The organism is Alphaproteobacteria bacterium (genome assembly GCA_020638555.1).
In the GTDB taxonomy this organism is placed as follows: Bacteria; Pseudomonadota; Alphaproteobacteria; order Bin95; family Bin95; genus JACKII01.
Map to the genome: position 1 here is coordinate 174,461 of JACKII010000005.1, position 16,793 is coordinate 191,253.

Annotated in this window: 15 protein-coding genes; 12 read left to right on the forward strand and 3 right to left on the reverse strand. The window is 69.1% G+C overall.

What is annotated here, in order from left to right:
- Nucleotides 1-133: 133 nt before the first annotated feature.
- Nucleotides 134-985 (reverse strand): polysaccharide deacetylase family protein, encoded by an 852-nt coding sequence (locus H6844_17110; protein ID MCB9931124.1) that lies wholly within the window; start codon nucleotides 983-985, stop codon nucleotides 134-136.
- A gap of 198 nt (nucleotides 986-1,183) precedes the next feature.
- Here H6844_17110 and H6844_17115 point away from each other — a divergent pair, with 198 nt between their 5' ends.
- From H6844_17115 to H6844_17155, 9 genes are all read left to right on the forward strand, one after another.
- Nucleotides 1,184-1,597: a hypothetical protein gene (locus H6844_17115; GenBank protein MCB9931125.1), complete on the forward strand. Its 414-nt coding sequence runs from the start codon at nucleotides 1,184-1,186 to the stop codon at nucleotides 1,595-1,597.
- Between the two features lie 151 nt (nucleotides 1,598-1,748).
- On the forward strand, nucleotides 1,749-2,666 hold the full coding sequence (argC, locus tag H6844_17120) for an N-acetyl-gamma-glutamyl-phosphate reductase (GenBank protein ID MCB9931126.1): 918 nt from the start codon (nucleotides 1,749-1,751) through the stop codon (nucleotides 2,664-2,666).
- Nucleotides 2,667-2,841: 175 nt separating this feature from the next.
- Nucleotides 2,842-3,594 carry an SDR family oxidoreductase gene (locus tag H6844_17125; protein ID MCB9931127.1) on the forward strand — a complete coding sequence of 251 codons (753 nt, stop codon included), beginning with the start codon at nucleotides 2,842-2,844 and terminating at the stop codon, nucleotides 3,592-3,594.
- Between the two features lie 81 nt (nucleotides 3,595-3,675).
- A complete protein-coding gene (locus H6844_17130; GenBank protein MCB9931128.1) occupies nucleotides 3,676-4,158 on the forward strand; it encodes a PaaI family thioesterase in 483 nt (160 codons plus the stop codon).
- Nucleotides 4,159-4,331: 173 nt separating this feature from the next.
- Nucleotides 4,332-5,282, forward strand: coding sequence for an ABC transporter ATP-binding protein (locus H6844_17135; protein MCB9931129.1), 951 nt, complete (start codon nucleotides 4,332-4,334; stop codon nucleotides 5,280-5,282).
- A 3-nt stretch (nucleotides 5,283-5,285) separates the two neighbouring features.
- Complete coding sequence (locus H6844_17140) at nucleotides 5,286-6,020, forward strand: ABC transporter permease subunit (GenBank protein MCB9931130.1); 735 nt, start codon at nucleotides 5,286-5,288, stop codon at nucleotides 6,018-6,020.
- Between the two features lie 4 nt (nucleotides 6,021-6,024).
- Complete coding sequence (locus H6844_17145) at nucleotides 6,025-8,052, forward strand: Gldg family protein (protein ID MCB9931131.1); 2,028 nt, start codon at nucleotides 6,025-6,027, stop codon at nucleotides 8,050-8,052.
- A gap of 22 nt (nucleotides 8,053-8,074) precedes the next feature.
- Nucleotides 8,075-9,199: a DUF4340 domain-containing protein gene (locus tag H6844_17150; protein ID MCB9931132.1), complete on the forward strand. Its 1,125-nt coding sequence runs from the start codon at nucleotides 8,075-8,077 to the stop codon at nucleotides 9,197-9,199.
- 277 nt (nucleotides 9,200-9,476) lie between these two features.
- Entirely contained in the window at nucleotides 9,477-10,307 is an 831-nt protein-coding gene (locus tag H6844_17155) for a metallophosphoesterase (GenBank protein MCB9931133.1), read from the forward strand.
- Between the two features lie 205 nt (nucleotides 10,308-10,512).
- Here the strand turns inward: H6844_17155 and H6844_17160 are convergent, their stop codons facing one another.
- The gene (locus tag H6844_17160) at nucleotides 10,513-11,916 is read right to left on the reverse strand and encodes a CoA transferase (GenBank protein MCB9931134.1); all 1,404 of its coding nucleotides are present in this window, start codon (nucleotides 11,914-11,916) and stop codon (nucleotides 10,513-10,515) included.
- A gap of 167 nt (nucleotides 11,917-12,083) precedes the next feature.
- Between H6844_17160 and rfaD the strand changes: the two genes are divergently transcribed.
- The 3 genes from rfaD to H6844_17175 all read left to right on the forward strand — a co-directional run bounded on the left by rfaD (nucleotide 12,084) and on the right by H6844_17175 (nucleotide 15,254).
- Nucleotides 12,084-13,064, forward strand: coding sequence for an ADP-glyceromanno-heptose 6-epimerase (gene rfaD, locus H6844_17165; protein ID MCB9931135.1), 981 nt, complete (start codon nucleotides 12,084-12,086; stop codon nucleotides 13,062-13,064).
- Nucleotides 13,065-13,183: 119 nt separating this feature from the next.
- Nucleotides 13,184-14,656, forward strand: a complete 1,473-nt coding sequence (hldE, locus tag H6844_17170) for a bifunctional D-glycero-beta-D-manno-heptose-7-phosphate kinase/D-glycero-beta-D-manno-heptose 1-phosphate adenylyltransferase HldE (GenBank protein MCB9931136.1) — start codon at nucleotides 13,184-13,186, stop codon at nucleotides 14,654-14,656.
- A 19-nt stretch (nucleotides 14,657-14,675) separates the two neighbouring features.
- Complete coding sequence (locus tag H6844_17175) at nucleotides 14,676-15,254, forward strand: SIS domain-containing protein (GenBank protein MCB9931137.1); 579 nt, start codon at nucleotides 14,676-14,678, stop codon at nucleotides 15,252-15,254.
- Nucleotides 15,255-15,617: 363 nt separating this feature from the next.
- On the opposite strand, the gene H6844_17180 is transcribed toward H6844_17175, so the two are convergent.
- Entirely contained in the window at nucleotides 15,618-16,694 is a 1,077-nt protein-coding gene (locus H6844_17180) for a C4-dicarboxylate ABC transporter substrate-binding protein (GenBank protein ID MCB9931138.1), read from the reverse strand.
- Nucleotides 16,695-16,793 lie beyond the last annotated feature (99 nt).

Here is a 16,793-nt window from a genome sequence, read left to right on the forward strand (position 1 = left end):
TCCCGAGTAGGCGCAATGCGCCGTATCGAGGGAGGCTTCGGGGCGGCGTGGCGGGACGTCCCTCGATACGCGCCTGCGGCGCTACTCGGGATGAAGCGAGGGAGGGGGCAGGCGCGTATCGAGGGACGCCCTCTCAAACGGCCTGGGTGCGGAAATGGTCCGCGATCTCGCGCCGTGTGGCGACCCATACGTCCGGCTTGGTCGCCACATAGTCCAGGAATTTCGCGAAATAGCCGATGCGACCCGGCCGGCCGATGATGCGCAGATGCACGCCCAGGCTCATCATCCTGGGCTCGCCCGCCGCGCCCTCGTCATAGAGCCAGTCGAACGTGTCGACCGCATAGTCCAGCCATTGCGCCGGCGTCATCGCCGGGTCGGTCCACATCTTCATGTCATTGCTATCGAGCGCGTAGGGCAGAATGACGATGTCCCGCGCCGCCGGGTCGTTCCAGAACGGCCGGTCGTCGGAATAGTCGTCCATGTGATAGGTGAAGCCTTCCTCGATCAGCAGCCGCCGCGTGTTGTCGGTCAGGAGATAGCGCGACAGCCAGCCATGGGGCCGCTCGCCGGTGCTGGCGCGGATCGAGGCCACGGCCTTGCGGATGAAGTCCCGCTCCGCCGCCTCGTCCAGGCCGAACTGGTGCACCCATTTGTAGCCGTGCGAGCAGACCTCGTGCCCGCCCGCCACGATCTGGCGCGCCAGCTCCGGCGCGCGCTCCAGCGCCTGGGCGGCGGCGGTGAAGGTGGCGCGCACGCCGTGCTGGCGCAACAGGCGCATCACCCGGGGCGCGCCCGCCTTGATGCCGTAGGCGTAGTTGCTCTCGTTGCCGTAATTGCGGATCGGGTGGCGGATGGCGATGCCCAGCTCGTCCACCGGTTCCGGCCGCTTGTCGCCCTCGTCGACGCGGGCTTCCGCCCCTTCCTCGACATTGACGACCAGCGAGAGCGCAAGCTTGGCCCCGTTCGGCCATTGGAGCGACGCCATCGTGTGTTGATCTCCCTAGCAACCGGCGGCGGCCAAAGTGCGGCTTCGGCCGCGCCCGCGCAAGCCTTCTCGGGCGAAAGCGGGCGCTCCGGCCGCCATCGCCATTGCCTTTGCCGGCGTGTCACGCTATCCGGGGCCGTTGATAAGTCGGCAAGGTCTGACGATTCGGCCCGCAAGAACCGCGAAGGAGACCGCGCAGTGAAGAAGTTGTTGGTGTTGATGATGGTACTGTGGGCCGGCAGTGCAGCCGCGGACGACGGCGCCATCAAGATCGAGTTGAACAGCATCGCGGTACGCAACGATGTCTGCCAGGTGTTCATTCGCGTCGGCAATCAGAGCGACATCGCCTACAGTGCCTTCAAGATCGACCTCGCCTTCTTCGACAAGGACGGCATCATCAACGATCGGGTGCTGGTCGACCTGGCGCCGTTGCGGGCGCACAAGACCTCGATCCACGTGTTCGATATGCCGGACCTCGACTGCGGCACTGTCGGCGAGGTGCTGCTGAACGACATCACCGAATGCCAGGCCGAAGCCCCGGCCGAGACGCCGGCCGACTGCTTCGGCGCCGTCACGCTCAGCTCCCGCGGCGATATCGTCTTCACCCGCTGAACCCGCCGGAGCCTCGGGCCGCGACCAGAGAACCGTTGGCGCGCGCACCGTTGCACCGTATGTAAGGTCCGCTCAAAAGCCCTCCCCGCCCCCTTGGCGGGGTCGCGCAACGCGCCAGGCCCCACGCCTGCGCCGCATCGGGAGTCGCGCAATGGTCCACAAAGTGTTTATCGACGGCGAAGCCGGCACCACCGGCCTCCAGATCCGCGACCGGCTGCAACCGCGCACGGACATCGCGCTGGTGCAGGTCGATCCCGCGCGCCGCAAGGACCCGGCCGCCCGCGAAGAGGCGCTGGCCGAAGCCGACGTGGCCATTCTCTGCCTGCCGGACGACGCCGCGCGCGAGGCGGCGGCGCTGGCCGCCCCGCACGGCACCCGCCTGATCGACGCCTCCACCGCGCACCGGGTGAACCCCGACTGGGTGTTCGGCTTTCCGGAGATGGCGGCGGGCCAGCGCGACGCCATCGTCGACGCGCAGAGGGTCTCGAACCCCGGCTGCTGGTCCACCTGCGCCATCGCCCTGATCCGGCCGCTGGTCGAGGCCGACCTGATCGACCCGGACCACCCGCCGGCGATTTCCGGCGTGTCCGGCTATACCGGCGGCGGCAAGGCGATGATCGCGGAGTTCGAGTCCGGCGACGTCTCCGGCTCGTTTCTCTATGCCGCCGGCCAGGCCCACAAGCACCTGCCGGAAATCACCCGGCACGGCCGGCTGGCCCGCGCCCCGGTGTTCGTGCCCTCGGTCGGCCAGTACGCCCAGGGCATGGCCGTGGCGGTGCATCTGCCCGAACTCGGCGCCAACGGCATCGCCGCCGCCGAGGCGGCATTGCGCGCGGCCTATCGCGAGTCCCGCTTCGTCGCCGTGATCACCGCCGAGGCCGAGGGCGCGCGCGTCTGGCCGCAGCGGCTGAACGGCACCAACCGTCTGGAATTGTCGGTCCACGGCAACCCGAAGACCGGTGCGGCCAGCCTGATCGCGGTGCTGGACAATCTGGGCAAGGGCGCCTCCGGTGCCGCGGTCCAGAACCTCAACCTCATGCTGGGCCTGGACGAGGGCGCGGGGCTTTAGGCGACCCGCCCGACCGGGCGCCGGCCGCAGCCCGAGGCGGCAGCGCCGCGGGCGCGGCGGCGCCTGCGGTTGCGGGGGATATGCGCGCGCGGTCTTGTCGGCGCTCGTTCCGGGTGGAACACTCTCGGCCCAGCGGTTACACGCGAACCGAACCAACCGGAAGGAAGCCTGAGAAATGCGTCTCGCCGACAAAGTCGCCATCGTCACCGGCGGCGCCCATGGCATGGGCAAATCCACCTGCGAAATCTTCGCCCGCGAGGGCGCCAAGGTCGTCATCGCCGATGTCGACGACCAGGCGGGCCAGGAGCTGGCGCAGCAGCTGACCAGCCAGAACCTGACCGCCCTGTTCCATCATCTGGACGTCACCAGCGAGGCCGACTGGGCCGCCACCGTCAAGGCGGCGGTCGATGCCTATGGCAAACTCGACCTGCTGGTGAACAATGCCGGCATTTCCGGCAGCGCGGCCGAGGACCTGGACGACACCGAAATGTGGAACCGGTTGATGACCATCAACTCCACCGGCCCGTTCTTCGGCATCAAATACTGCGCGCCGGAGATGAAAAAGCAGGGCGGCGGCGCGATCGTGAACATCTCGTCCATCAGCGGTCTTGTCGGCCAGGGCTTCATTCATCCGGGCTATAACGCATCCAAGGGCGCGGTGCGCCTGCTGACCAAGCAAGCGGCCTCGCGCTTCGGGCCGGACAATATCCGCGTCAACAGCGTCCATCCGGGCCTGATGCCGCCCATGCGCACCAGCGGCAAGACCGCCGACCCGGTGACCCGCGCCAAAATGCTGAAGCGCGTGCCGCTCGGCCGCAATGGCGAGGTGTGGGAGGTGGCGAACGCCACCCTGTTCCTCTGCTCCGACGAGGCCAGCTACATCACCGGCGCCGAACTGGTGGTGGATGGCGGCCACTGCGCCGTGTAGCGCGGCCGTTCGCCCGTCCGTTCCGGCCCCGGCGACGCGCCCGCGCGCTGCCGGGGCCTTTTTCCAGCCGAACCCGAGCCCATGCCCACCCGCACCATCCGCTACACCGACCCGGAAACGCTGGCAGAGGCCGCCCGCGACCTGCCCTATCTGGAGCTGCTGCACCGCATGAAGGCCGGCACGCTGCCGCGCTCGACCATGATGGAGTCGCTCGACCTCTGGATGGAGGAGGCGGAGGCCGGGCGCGTCGTCTTCGCCGGCACGCCGCACATCGCCTTTTCCAACCCGCTCGGCACGCTGCACGGCGGCTGGTATGCGAGCCTGCTCGACTCGGTGCTGGGCAGCGCGATCCAGTCGACCCTGCCGGCGGGCAAGGGCCAGACCACGCTCGAATTCAAGATCAACATGGTCCGCGCGGCCCGGCTCGACGGCCGCCCGGTGCGCTGCGAGGCCCGCGCCCGCCATGTCGGCCGGCGCACCGGCACGGCCGAAGGCGAGATCGTCGACGCCGACGGCAAGCTGCTGGCCCATGGCAGCACCACCTGCCTGATCCTGGACTTTTGACAACGGCGTCAGTGCCAAATCGTCCCGTTGCAACATGTTGGACGATAGCCTACCTCGCGCTCAGGTGGCGCTGACCGCGGCGCGACACGATGCCGGGCAAGCCGCCTCATGCGAACTGGTCACAGTTGCGCGCACGCGGATGCAAAGGGAGGCGTCACGCCACCATGGACACGATGATTGCCACCGAAAGCCTGACCAAGGTGTTCGGGGCCAAGACGGTCGTTGACTCGGTCAGCCTCACCGTCCGCCGGGGCGAGGTTCTCGGCTTCCTTGGCCCGAACGGCGCCGGCAAATCCACCACGATGAAAATGGTCACCGGCTTCCTGCGCCCGACCGCTGGCCGGGCCGCGATCTGCGGCCAGGACGTGCTCGACCATCCCATCGCCGCCAAGCGGCATCTGGGCTATCTGCCCGAGGGCGCCCCGCTCTATCCGGACATGACGCCCCGCGGCTTCCTGAACTTCGTCGCGGCCGCCCGCGGCCTGCGTGGCGCCGACAGGCGCGGACGGGTGGACCGGGCCATCGCCATGACCCAGCTCGAAAGCGTGCTGGCGCAGCCGATCGACACCCTCTCCAAGGGCTTCAAGCGCAGGGTCGGCCTGGCCCAGGCGCTGTTGCACGACCCCGACGTGCTGATCCTGGACGAGCCCACCGACGGCCTGGACCCGAACCAAAAGCACGAGGTGCGCAAGCTGATCCACGAAATCTCGCCGACCAAGGCCATCGTCATCTCCACCCACATCCTGGAGGAGGTGGAGGCGGTGTGCTCGCGCGCCGTGGTCATCGCCCAGGGCAAGGTGATCGCCGACGACACGCCGGCGGGCTTGGTCGCCCGCTCGCCCCGCCACGGCGCCGTCAGCCTGACGCTGCCGGCCGGCCAGACCGAGGCGATCAAGACCGCGCTCAGCCACATTCCCGGCATCGGCGCGGTCGAGCAGGGCAAGCGCAACGGCGCGGGCGTGTCGCTCACCGTCTTCCCCGCCCCCGGCACCGACATCGCCACGGCCATCGCCGAGCGGGCCGCGGCCGAGCACTGGCCGATCAGCAATCTGCAAACCGAACGCGGCAATCTGGATGAAGTCTTCCGCCGCCTGACCCAGCCGCAAGCGCGGGAGGCCGCCTGAGCCATGGGCCCGATCGCCACCGTGTTCCGGCGCGAATTCGCCGGCTATTTCGCCACCCCCGTCGCCTTCATCTTCATCATCATCTTTCTGGCGCTGGCGGGGTCGTTCACCTTCTATCTCGGCTATTTCATCGAGCGCGGCAACGCCGACCTCCAGACCTTTTTCCTGTTCCACCCCTGGCTCTACCTGCTGCTGATCCCGGCGGTTTCCATGCGGCTCTGGGCCGAGGAGCGCAAGCAGGGCACGATCGAGCTGTTCCTGACCCTGCCGATCAGCATCACCCAGGCGGTGGTGGGCAAATTCCTGGCCGCCTGGGCCTTTGTCGGCCTGGCGCTGGCGCTGACCTTCCCGATGTGGATCACCGTCAACGTGCTGGGCGAGCCCGACAACGGCGTCATCGCCGCCGGTTATCTGGGCTCGCTGCTGATGGCCGGCTCCTATCTCGCCATCGGCTCGTGCCTGTCGGCCGTGACCAAGAACCAGGTGATCGCCTTCGTGCTCACCATCACGGTCAGCTTCCTGTTCACCGCCGGCGGCTCCGGCGTCGTCGTCGGCCTGGTCCAGGGCTGGGCGCCGCAGGCCGTCGTCAGCGCGGTGCAGAGCCTCAGCTTCCTGAACCATTTCCAGAACATCGCCAAGGGCGTGATCGACCTGCGCGACGCCGTGTTCTTCGTGGCCCTGATCGCCGCGTGGCTCGCCGCCAACGTCCTCGTCGTCGACCTGAAGAAAGCGGACTGATCCGATGGCAGACCCCGCCCAAAACCCCGTCCGCCAGCGCAACCTGCTGTCGGTGCTGGGACTGATCGTCATCGCGGCGCTGTTCGTCGCCGTCGTGGTGCTCTCGAACCAGCTTTTCCGCTCCTCCCAGGTCGACCTGACCGAGGACGGGCTCTACACCCTCTCCAAGGGCACCAAGGAGGTGCTGCAAGGGATCGACGAGCCGATCACGCTGCGCTTCTACTATTCCAGCCGCATCGCCGAGGAATTGCCGGATATCGGCGTCTATGCCCAGCGCGTGCGCGACATGCTGGAGGAATACGCCCGCATCGCCGGCGGCAAGGTCCGGCTGGAAATCCACGATCCCCAGCCCTTCACCGACGAGGAAGACCTGGCCGTCGCCGTCGGCCTGCAAGGCGTGCCGATCGACCAGGGCGGCGACCTGGTCTATTTCGGCCTCGCCGGCACCAATTCCACCGACCAGCAGCAGATCATTCCCTTCTTCGACCAGAAGCGCGAGGCCTTCCTCGAATACGATCTGACCCGGCTGGTCTACAATCTCGCCCACCCGAAAAAGCCGGTGGCCGCCGTCATCAGCGGCCTGCCCGTCTCCGGCTCGCCCTACGCGAAATCCGTGCCCGGCGCGCCGGACGATTCCTGGGCGGTCTGGGGCCAGTTGAAGGAGCTGTTCGACGTCCGCGAACTGCCGATGACCAACGCGGTCATCCCGGACGACGCCAACCTGCTGCTGCTGATCCACCCGGACAAGATCGACGACCGCACCCGCTATGCCATCGACCAGTTCGCGCTCAAGGGCGGCCGGGTCGTCGTGCTGATCGACCCGCATTCGGAGGTGCAGGCCAGCGACCCGCAAATGCGCCGCGGGCCGTCGCCCAACATCGTCGCCGCCTCCAACCTGCCGAAGCTGCTGAAGGCCTGGGGTCTGGAAATGCCGCCGGGCGACGTGATCGGCGACGCCAAGCTCGCCCGCCGAGTCCAGGTGCCGACCCAGGGGCCGGTCAAGACCCGGGTCGCCGCCATCGACTACCCGCTCTGGCTCGCCCTCGGGCCGGAGGAAATGAGCCAGCAGGACCTGGTCACCAGCCAGCTTTCGCTGCTGAACCTGGCCTCGCCCGGCCATCTCGACCCGGAAAAGGGCGCCACCACCACCTTCACGCCGCTGCTCTGGACCTCCGCCGAGGGCGGCAAGGGCGATCTCTCCCTGGCGCAGCAGGGCTCGACCCAGATCCTGGAGCAGACCAACACGTTCAAGCCGGACGGCAAATACACCCTCGCCGCGCGCATTCGCGGCCCGGTCAAGTCCGCCTTCCCGGACGGCCCGCCCAAGCCGCCGATGATCGACCAGCTGGAAAAGGCGATCGCCAACGCCAAGGAAGGCGAGGACACGGCCAAGAAGAAGGCGGAGCTCGACGCGGAGACAAAGAAGTGGGACGCCGCCAAGGCCGCCCACATCGCCGAATCCAAGGCGCCGCTCAACGCCATCGTCGTCGCCGACGTGGACTTCCTGGCCGACGGGCTCTGGGTGCGGGTGCAGGACTTTTTCGGCAAGAAGATCGCCGCCCCCTATGCCGACAACGGCAATCTGCTGGTGAACGCCACGGAAAACCTGTCCGGTTCGGACGCGCTGATCAGCCTGCGCTCGCGCGGCGTGTTCCAGCGGCCCTTCACCTATATCCAGGCGATCCAGCGCAAGGCCGAGCAGGACTTCCGCCAGAAGGAGCAGGAGTTGGTGCGTGAGCTGAACCAGGCCGAAGCCTCGCTGAAAAAGCTCCAGACCCAGGTCAAGGGCGACAGCGGCGTGGTGCTGAGCCAGCAGCAGAAGGACGAGATCGCCCGCTTCCGCGAAAAGGCGGTCGGCCTGCGCCGCGAGTTGCGCGACGTGCAATACAAGCTGCGCAAGGACGTGGAGCAGGTCACCGACTGGGTGAAGCTGATCAACATCGCCGCCGTCCCGGTGCTGGTCGCTGTGTTCGCGCTGGTCCTGGCCCTGGTCCGCCGCAACATGCGCCGCCACGCCAACCGCGCCGCCTGATCGCAGAAAGAGGCCCAACGGCATGAAACCGATCGCCTTCGCCGCCCTCGCCGTGGTCACCGTCGCGGTGGCCGGCGGCGCCTATTACGCCACCCTGGAACGGGACGCGACCATTGCCGACCCATGGCAGCGCCAGCCGCTCTATCCGGGCCTGCTGGAGCGGGTGAACGACGCCACCAGCGTCCGCGTCGCCACCCAGTCGGACGGCACCGTCACCATGACCAAAGAGGGCGATACCTGGACCGTCGCGGAGAAGTATGGCTACAAGGCCGACTTCGACAAAATCCGCGACGCCCTGGTCGAACTCGCCAGCATGGAAACGCTGGAGCCCAAGACGCAGAAGCCCGAGAACTTCGCCGCGCTGCACGTGCAGGACGTGACGCCCAAGGACGGCGGCAACACCGATTCGATCCGCTTCACCGCCAAGGCCGGGGACAAGCCGCTGGCCGACCTGCTGATCGGCCTGACCCGGCCCAAGGACATGGGCGCCGGCGTGTTCGTGCGCAAGCATGGCGACACCCAGGTCTGGCTCGCCTCGGGCTCGTTCCAGCCGCCGCGGCGCACGCTGCAATGGCTCGACCGCGACGTGGTCAACATCGATTCGCGCCGCATCCTGCGCGTGACCATGACCCATCCGGACGGCGACACCTTCACGGTCGAGCGGCCGGACCTGGGCGCGGAGAACATGGCCTACGCCTCGCCGGTGCCGGAGGGCAAGGAACCCAAGGCGCCGAACGAGATGAACAACATGGCGAACGTCACCGACTTCCTGATTTTCGAGGATGTCCGCCCCGCCCAAGAGGTCACCTGGACCGCCGATCCGGTCGTCAGCACCTACCGCACCTATGACGGCCTGACCCTGACCCTGACCGCGGTGAAGCAGGACGACCACACCTGGGTCAAGGCCGCCGCCGCCGCCAGCCCGCGGGTCGACGGCCTCGACGCGTTCGCGAAGGCAAAGAAGGGCGAGGATTCCGCCGCCGGCCGCATCGCCGACCAGGTGAAGACAGCCGACGCGGTCACCGCCGAGATCGCCGCCCTGAACAAGCACCTCGCCGGCTGGGCCTACCGCCTGACCGACTACAAGTCCGGCAAGGTCACCGAGACCAGCGCCAACATGGTGAAAGACCTCGGCAAGCCCCACTGAGGCGAGCCACCCGCCATCCCCTCTGGGCGTCACGAAACGGTCCGTGTACCCCGGACGGCGCGGAGCACCGATCCGGGGCCGGTCCCCTCTAGCGAACACCGCCCGGCCCGTGTTCGCTCCCCCTCTCACCGATCCCGGGTCTGCGCTCCGCTTCGCCCGGGAAACACCGGGCCTCATGGATCGGGAGCCCTCCACAAACACCACACCCGAACACCGCCCTCGCCGCAACGCGCTCCGCCCTGGCCCTCCGCGGCCGCAGCCGCTAGGGTGCCGCCCCATGCGACTTTGGGCCATCAGCGACCTGCACCTTGCCTCCGCCATCAACCGCGACGCGCTGGCGGCGCTGCCGGATTACGGACCGGACTGGCTGATCCTCGCCGGCGACGTCGCCGAGCGCAGCGAGCATTTCCACCTTGCCTTCCGGACGCTCACCCGCCGCTTCGCCCGCGTGATCTGGACGCCCGGCAACCACGATCTCTGGACCGTGACCGACGACCCGGAATTCGCCGGCCTCGGCGGCGATGCGAAATACCGGGCCATCGTCGAACTCGCCCGCTCCTACGGCGTCGCCACCCCCGAAGACCCCTGGCCGGTCTGGACCGGCGACGGCGGCCCCTGCGTGCTGGCGCCGCTCTTCACCCTCTACGACTACAGCTTCCGCCCGGCGGAGGTGGCTCGCGCCGACGTGGTGGCCTGGGCGCGCGAGGGCCGGGCGGCCTGCGCCGACGAACTGTTCCTGAACCCCGCCCCCTATGCCAGCCGCGAGGACTGGTGCCGGGCGCTCTGCGCCACGGCCGAGGCCCGCCTTTCCGCCCTGGAGCCGGCGCTGCCGACGGTGCTGATCAACCACTACCCGCTGCGCCGCGACCTGGTGCGCCTGCGCCGCATCCCGCGTTTTGCGCCCTGGTGCGGCACCGAACGCACCGCCGGCTGGGCCGAGCGCTTCCGCGCCCGCACCGTCGTCTACGGCCATCTGCACATCCGCCGCTCCGAAGACTGGGATGGCGTGCGCTATGAGGAAGTCTCGCTCGGCTACCCCAAGCACTGGGACCGCACCGCCGGCATCGCGCCCTATCTCCGCCCGATCCTGCCAGCGGCCTCGCCCTGATCCCCGGAGACCGCGGAGCGGGCATGCATGTACCCCGGAGCCCCGCGAAGCGGGCATCCGGGGCCGGCCTCATCCTTCGAACACCGCCCCGTCCGTGTTCGCGCGCCGAAAGCGATCCCGGACCGGCGCTCCGCACCGTCCGGGAAACAGGCTCTTTTTGGTGGGTCGGTTATGCCATGGGATTTCGGGGCCGCTCGAACCCTCGTCACCGCCATTCCGGCGCATGCGCACCCGGCGGCACGGTCGGGGTGGCCCAGTGTCCCGGCGTGGCGCTCAACTCGGCCGCCGGCTTCACGCCGGTCATGTGGCCGAAGGCGGTGGCGCCATAATCCTCGATCAGGTCGCCGATGGCCGCGAGCGTCATGTCGTCGGCGCCCATGGCATCCTGCTTGCCGAGCGACTGCAGCCAGCGCCCGGTCCGCGCCAGCGACACCCGCGCCAGCCACGAGCCGCCCTCCTGCGCCTGCCGCAGCCGGCCCATGATCGCGCCCAGCGCCATCAGATAGCCGCTGGCATGGTCCAGCGCCTGGCAGGGCAGGTGTTTCATGCCGTCCTTGCCGACCGCCACGCCGCCCGCATGGCCGATGCCGGAACAGGTCTGCACGATCGAATCGAAGCCGCGCCGCGCCGCCCACGGCCCCTGGTGGCCGAAGGCCGAGAGCGAGACATAGACGATGCCCGGCCGGATCGCCGCCAGATGCTCCGGCCCCAGGCCGCGCGCCGCCAGCGTGCCGGGGCGATAGCCCTGGGCGAACACGTCGGCGTCGGCCGCCAGCGCCTTCAGCCGTTCCACCTGATCCGCCTTGCGCAGGTCCAGATAGGCACTGCGCTTGCCGCGGTTCGCGTCGATCACCAGCGGCATCACATGGGCCAGATGCGCCGCCGTGACCTGGAGCACGTCCGCGCCGTGCTCGGCGAGCGTGCGGCCGCAGACCGGCCCGGCGATGACCTTGGTCAGGTCCAGCACCCGCAGCCCCTCCAGCGGCCGGGCGCCCACCGGCGGCAGCGGCCGCGGCGGCGCCTCACCGATCTTCTCCAGGATCAGCACCGGTTGCGCGTCCAGCGCCGCCGCCTGCGGGTGGGCGGCCCATTCGTCTTCGGAGCGCATGCGTCCGACCGGCAGCCGGTTCGCCGCCAGCAGGTCCTCGACCGCCTGCGCCGCCATGCCGTCGAACACGCGCTGCACGCCCTCGCGCGAATAGGCGCAGTGCAGCAGTTCGGCCACGGCCATGCGGTGGGCCGGATAGTTGGCGTGCACCTGCACCCAGCCGCCGTCTCCGCACTTGTAGAAGCCGTGGATCGAATCGAAGAAATCCCGGGTCGGCTTGCCGTCCAGGCGCACATATTGTTCCGAGCGGAACGCCGCCGCCGCGTGGCGCATGCTCACCGCCACGTCCTGGGCCGGCCCGCCCCGCGCCCGGTGCAGTTCCGCCGCCGCCAGACCGGTGGCCGCAATCGCCGCCTGCGCCTGCACGCCCACCTTGTAGAGGCCCGGCAGCGCCGGCTCGTCGCCGGTCAGCACCACCCGGTCGAGCGCGTCGGCTGCGCCGCCGGCCAAATCCCAAAGGCGTTCCAGTTCGCCGGCCGCCGCCGTGCTGTCGGTTTTCATCCGCCGAAAATCTCCTTGGCCCGGTGCACCGGTTCGTCCCGCGCGCGCCCGTTCAGCGGCGAACCCTGGGACGCCATCGACTATAGGCCCAACGGCGAAGCGTGACTATGTTGCAGGCAACGCCCCCGGCGCCCTGCGGCGCTGGCTTCCCGCATTCGGAGTGCCCCATGATCCTGGTTACCGGCGGCGCCGGCTTTATCGGCTCGAATCTGGTCGCGGCCTTGCGGGAGAGCGGGGCCGAGCCGGTCACCGTCTGCGACTGGCTGGGCTGCGACGAGAAATGGCGCAACCTCGCCCATCACCTGGTCGACGACGTGGTGGCGCCGGAGGCGCTGGCCGACTGGCTGCCGCGGCAGCCCCTCTCGGCCGTGCTGCATATGGGCGCGATCTCGTCGACCACGGTCCGCGACGGCGATGCGGTGGTGCGCCAGAATTTCCAGACCTCGCGCCTGCTCTGGGACTATTGCGCCGAGCGGCAGATCCCGCTGGTCTACGCCTCGTCGGCGGCCACCTATGGCGACGGCAGCGCCGGCTTCGACGACGACGACGGCGCCGAGGCGCTGGCCCGCCTGCGGCCGCTGAACCTCTATGGCTGGTCCAAGCTGTGGTTCGACCGCTGGGCGGTGGACCAGCGCGACCGCGGCCGGCCGCAGCCGCCCTTCTGGGCCGGGCTCAAATTCTTCAACGTCTATGGCCCGAACGAGTATCACAAGGGCGACATGCAGAGCATCGTCGCCAAGAACCACGCCCCCGTCGCCGCCGGCGAGACGGTAAAGCTGTTCCAGTCCCACCGGCCGGACTATGCCGACGGCGGCCAGTTGCGCGACTTCGTCTATGTGGCCGACTGCGCCGACGTCGCCCTCTGGCTGCTGCGCGCCCGGCCGCGAAGCGGCCTCTACAATGTCGGCACCGGCCAGGCCCGCAGCTTCCGCGCCCTGGTGGAGGCGCTGGCAGCCGCCTGCGATCGGCCGCCCCGGATCGAATTCGTGCCGATGCCGGAAGGGCTGCGCCCGCGCTACCAGTATTTCACCGAGGCGCGCATGGACCGCCTCGCCGCAGCCGGTTACAACCAACCGTTCCGGTCGATCGAGGACGGCGTCGGCGACTATGTCGCCCGTTTCCTCAGCCAGACCGACCCGTACCGCTAGAGCAGTTTCCGTTCGCCTTGGCGCACGGCGCCTGCTCCAGCCATTGGATTTTACGCCATTACCCGAGTCGCACAGTGATTCCATTGTGCTTGAAATTGCTCTAGGCCCCAGGGAGGCCGATGCCCACAGTGACCGCCCCAATGGACTTTCTCGACCGCCTGCCCGCCTTCGCCAAGGCCCGCGTCCTCGTCATCGGCGACGTGATGCTGGACCGCTATGTCTCCGGCCATATCGAGCGCATCTCGCCGGAAGCGCCGGTGCCGGTGCTGCGCCACGACGCGACGCGCCAGATGCTGGGCGGCGCCGGCAATGTCGCCGCCAACATCGCCGCGCTCGGCGGCAAGGTCGACCTCGTCTGTCTGATCGGCCAGGACGCCGATGGCGAGGCGGTGCGCGCCGTGCTGGCGGAATGGGGCGTGAATGCGAGCGGTCTCGTCGCTTCCGCGGAGCGGCCGACCAGCGTCAAGACCCGCTTCCTCGCCCAGGGCCAGCAGGTGCTGCGCCACGACTGGGAGCGGACGGAGCCGGTGTCGCTGGCGGAACAGACCGGCCTGCTCGACGCCTTCGCCGCCCGGCTGGAGGCCGCCGACATCGTCGTGCTGTCCGACTATGGCAAGGGCACGGCCCTGCCGCCCATGGCGCCCGCGGTGATCGCCGCCGCGCGCCATGCCGGCAAGCGCGTGCTGGTCGACCCCAAGGGCCGCGACTTCACCGTCTACCGCGGCGCCAGCGTCATCACGCCAAACCGGCGCGAACTCTCGGAGGCGACCGACATCGCCGTGCACGACGACGCCTCGGTCGAGGCGGCCGGCGCCTATCTCATCGAGACCTGCCAGCTGGAGGCGGTGCTCGCCACCCGCAGCGAGGACGGTCTCTCGGTCCTCCGCGACGGCGCCCCGCCGATCCACATCCCGACCGAGGCGCAGGAGGTGTTCGACGTCTCCGGTGCCGGCGACACGGTGGTGGCCGCCCTCGCGCTCGGCCTCGCCGCCGGCCTCGACTGGGGCGAGGCCGCAAACCTGGCCAACGCCGCCGCCGGCGTGGTGGTCGGCAAGCGCGGCACGGCGCAGGTGACGCCGGACGAGCTCTACGCCGCCCGCCGCCGGCCGCCGCCGGCGGAATCGCTGGTGGCCGCGCCGGACGAGGCCGCCCGCCGCGTCGCCGCCTGGCAGCGTTCCGGGCTGAAAGTCGGCTTCACCAATGGCTGTTTCGACCTGATCCATCCGGGCCATGTGGCCCTGCTCGCCTATGCCCGCAGCCATTGCGACCGGCTGGTGGTCGGCCTGAACGACGACGCCTCCGTCACCCGCCTGAAAGGGCCGAGCCGCCCGGTCAACCCGCTGGCGGCGCGGGCCGAGGTGATGGCGGCGCTGAAGCCCGTCGATCTGGTCACCGCGTTCGCCGAGGACACGCCGCTCGCCCTGATCGAGGCGCTGAAGCCGGACGTGCTGGTCAAGGGCGCGGACTATACCGTCGCCACGGTGGTCGGCGCCGACGTGGTGCAGGCCAACGGCGGCCGGGTGCTGCTGGCGCCCCTGGTCGAGGGCCAGAGCACCACCGCCATCATTGCCCAACTGACCGAAACCGCCTGAACGGAGGCGACCGAGCCCCATGGACCTGTCCCGCTACCTCTCCGACAGCGCCGCCGTGCTGCAGGCGACCGCCGCCGCCAACCTCGACAAGGCCATGGCCCAGGCGGTGGACTGGACCGCCGCCGCGCTCGCCGCCCGGCTGCCGGTGCTGGTCTGCGGCAATGGCGGCTCGGCCGCCGACGCCCAGCACATCGCCGGCGAGCTGGTGGGGCGTTTCCTGAAGGAGCGCCGCGGCCTGAACGTGATCGCGCTCGCCGCCAACCCGGCGGTGCTGACCGCCTGGGCCAACGACTACGACTATGCAAGCGTCTTCGCCCGCCAGGTGGAGGCGCACGGCCGCGCCGGCGGCGTGCTGCTGGCGCTCTCGACCAGCGGCAACTCCGCCAATGTGGTGCAGGCGGCCGAGGCTGCGCGGCGGGAAGGGATGAAGGTGGTGGCGTTCACCGGCGAGGGCGGCGGCAGGCTGGCCCCGCTGGCGCACGCGCTGCTGGCGGTGCCGAGCCGGCACACGCCGCGTATCCAGGAAGGCCACCTCGCCCTCTACCACTATCTCTGCGAGCGGGTGGAGGCGCGGGTCGCCGAACGCGATCTGCTATAGCGCGATCAGCTATAGGACGGCTGGGCGAGAGTGAACATCAGGACGATCACCAGCAGGCACAGGCCATAGCCGGCCAGCGTCGTCGCCAGCCCCATCCTGTCGGGCAGGTCGCCCTGGTTTTCCTGGTCCATCATGGCCGTGTGCGTTCCTTCGTCTGGCGGGACACAAGAGCGGTTCTAGCCGCCCCGTCGCCATCAAGGCAAGTCCGCCGCCACCGCATTCCCGTCCCGCGCCCGACGCGGGCCCCATGCCTGAGCGCTGCCCACAAAGTCCGGACTCTGTGAAACACTCTCCGGCATGGACTCCCGCTTCCGCGGCAGAAGGGGAGAAGGAGACCGAGGGGTCAGCATCGCGGCCCCGGAGTCACTGGAACTTGAAGTCCCGGTACGTCTTGGCCGCCGCCAGGATCGAATCCAGCAGCATCTGGCCGTCATAGCCGTCTGCGGTGATCTTCTGGACCCATTCGGTCCAGACCGGCTTGCCCGCCCGCTCGGCGAAGGCGTCGTGCTCTTCCGGCGAGATGGTGATGCGGGTCAGGCCGGCGGAATCGAACGTCTCCGGCCCTTCGATATTCTCGCTGATGTCGAAGGCTTCGATCTGCTTCTTGTAGCCATAGTCCTTGTAGTCTTCCAGCAACTGTTTGTACTGCGCCGGCAGCGCTTCATAGGCCGGAATGGAGATCGCCAGGCCGCAGTTCAGGTTCACGTATTTCAGGCCGAACGTGTACCAGTCGCCCAGTTCGTAGGTGCGGTAGGAGAGATGCGAATACATGGCGAACCCGGCCGCATCGATCAGCCCGCGATCCATCGAGGTATAGACGTCGGGCGCCGGCACGCTGGTCGGCGTCACGCCCAGCTTGCTGAGGGCGATGCCGCTCGGCCCCGGCGAGCGGATGCGCAGGCCGGCCCAGTCGTCCAGCGATTTCGGCGGCGTGCCCTTGCCCAGCACCTCGTAGGGCGGCAGGATCGAATTGTGGTAGTTGATGGCGTTCCACTTCTTGAAATCGTTCTGCACCGCGTCGATTTCGGCATAGGCATCGGCCACCTTGGCCTGCTGGTCCGGCGAGACGATCGGCAGGAAGGGCAGTTCGATGCCGGCCGACGCCGGTACCTTGGCCGGGTAATAGCTGGCGCAATAGCTGCCGGCCTCGAACGCCCCCAGCTTCAGCCCGTCCAGCACGGACCGGGGCGGCGACAGCGTGCCCCAGTGAATCTGCATGGTGAACTTGCCGCCGGTGCGTTTCTCCAGATACTCGCCCAGGCCCATATAGGCGACGGAGGACGCCCGCGGCTTGCCCCAGCCGGAATAGTTCCAGTGGACCCGCGGTCCGTCGACGATATCGGCGGCACCGGTCGCACCGGTCGCACTGGCCGCGCCGGCCGCGCCGGCCGCGCCGGATACGATCGTCAGGGCCAGGCCCATTGCAATGCTGCGAAGCATGGTCGGTTTCCTCTCTGTCTTGATGTGTCGCCCTTCGGCTGACGGGTACTGCCCGGTAGCCTAACAACGCCAAAGCTCAACAAGCAATTGCGCTGGCCT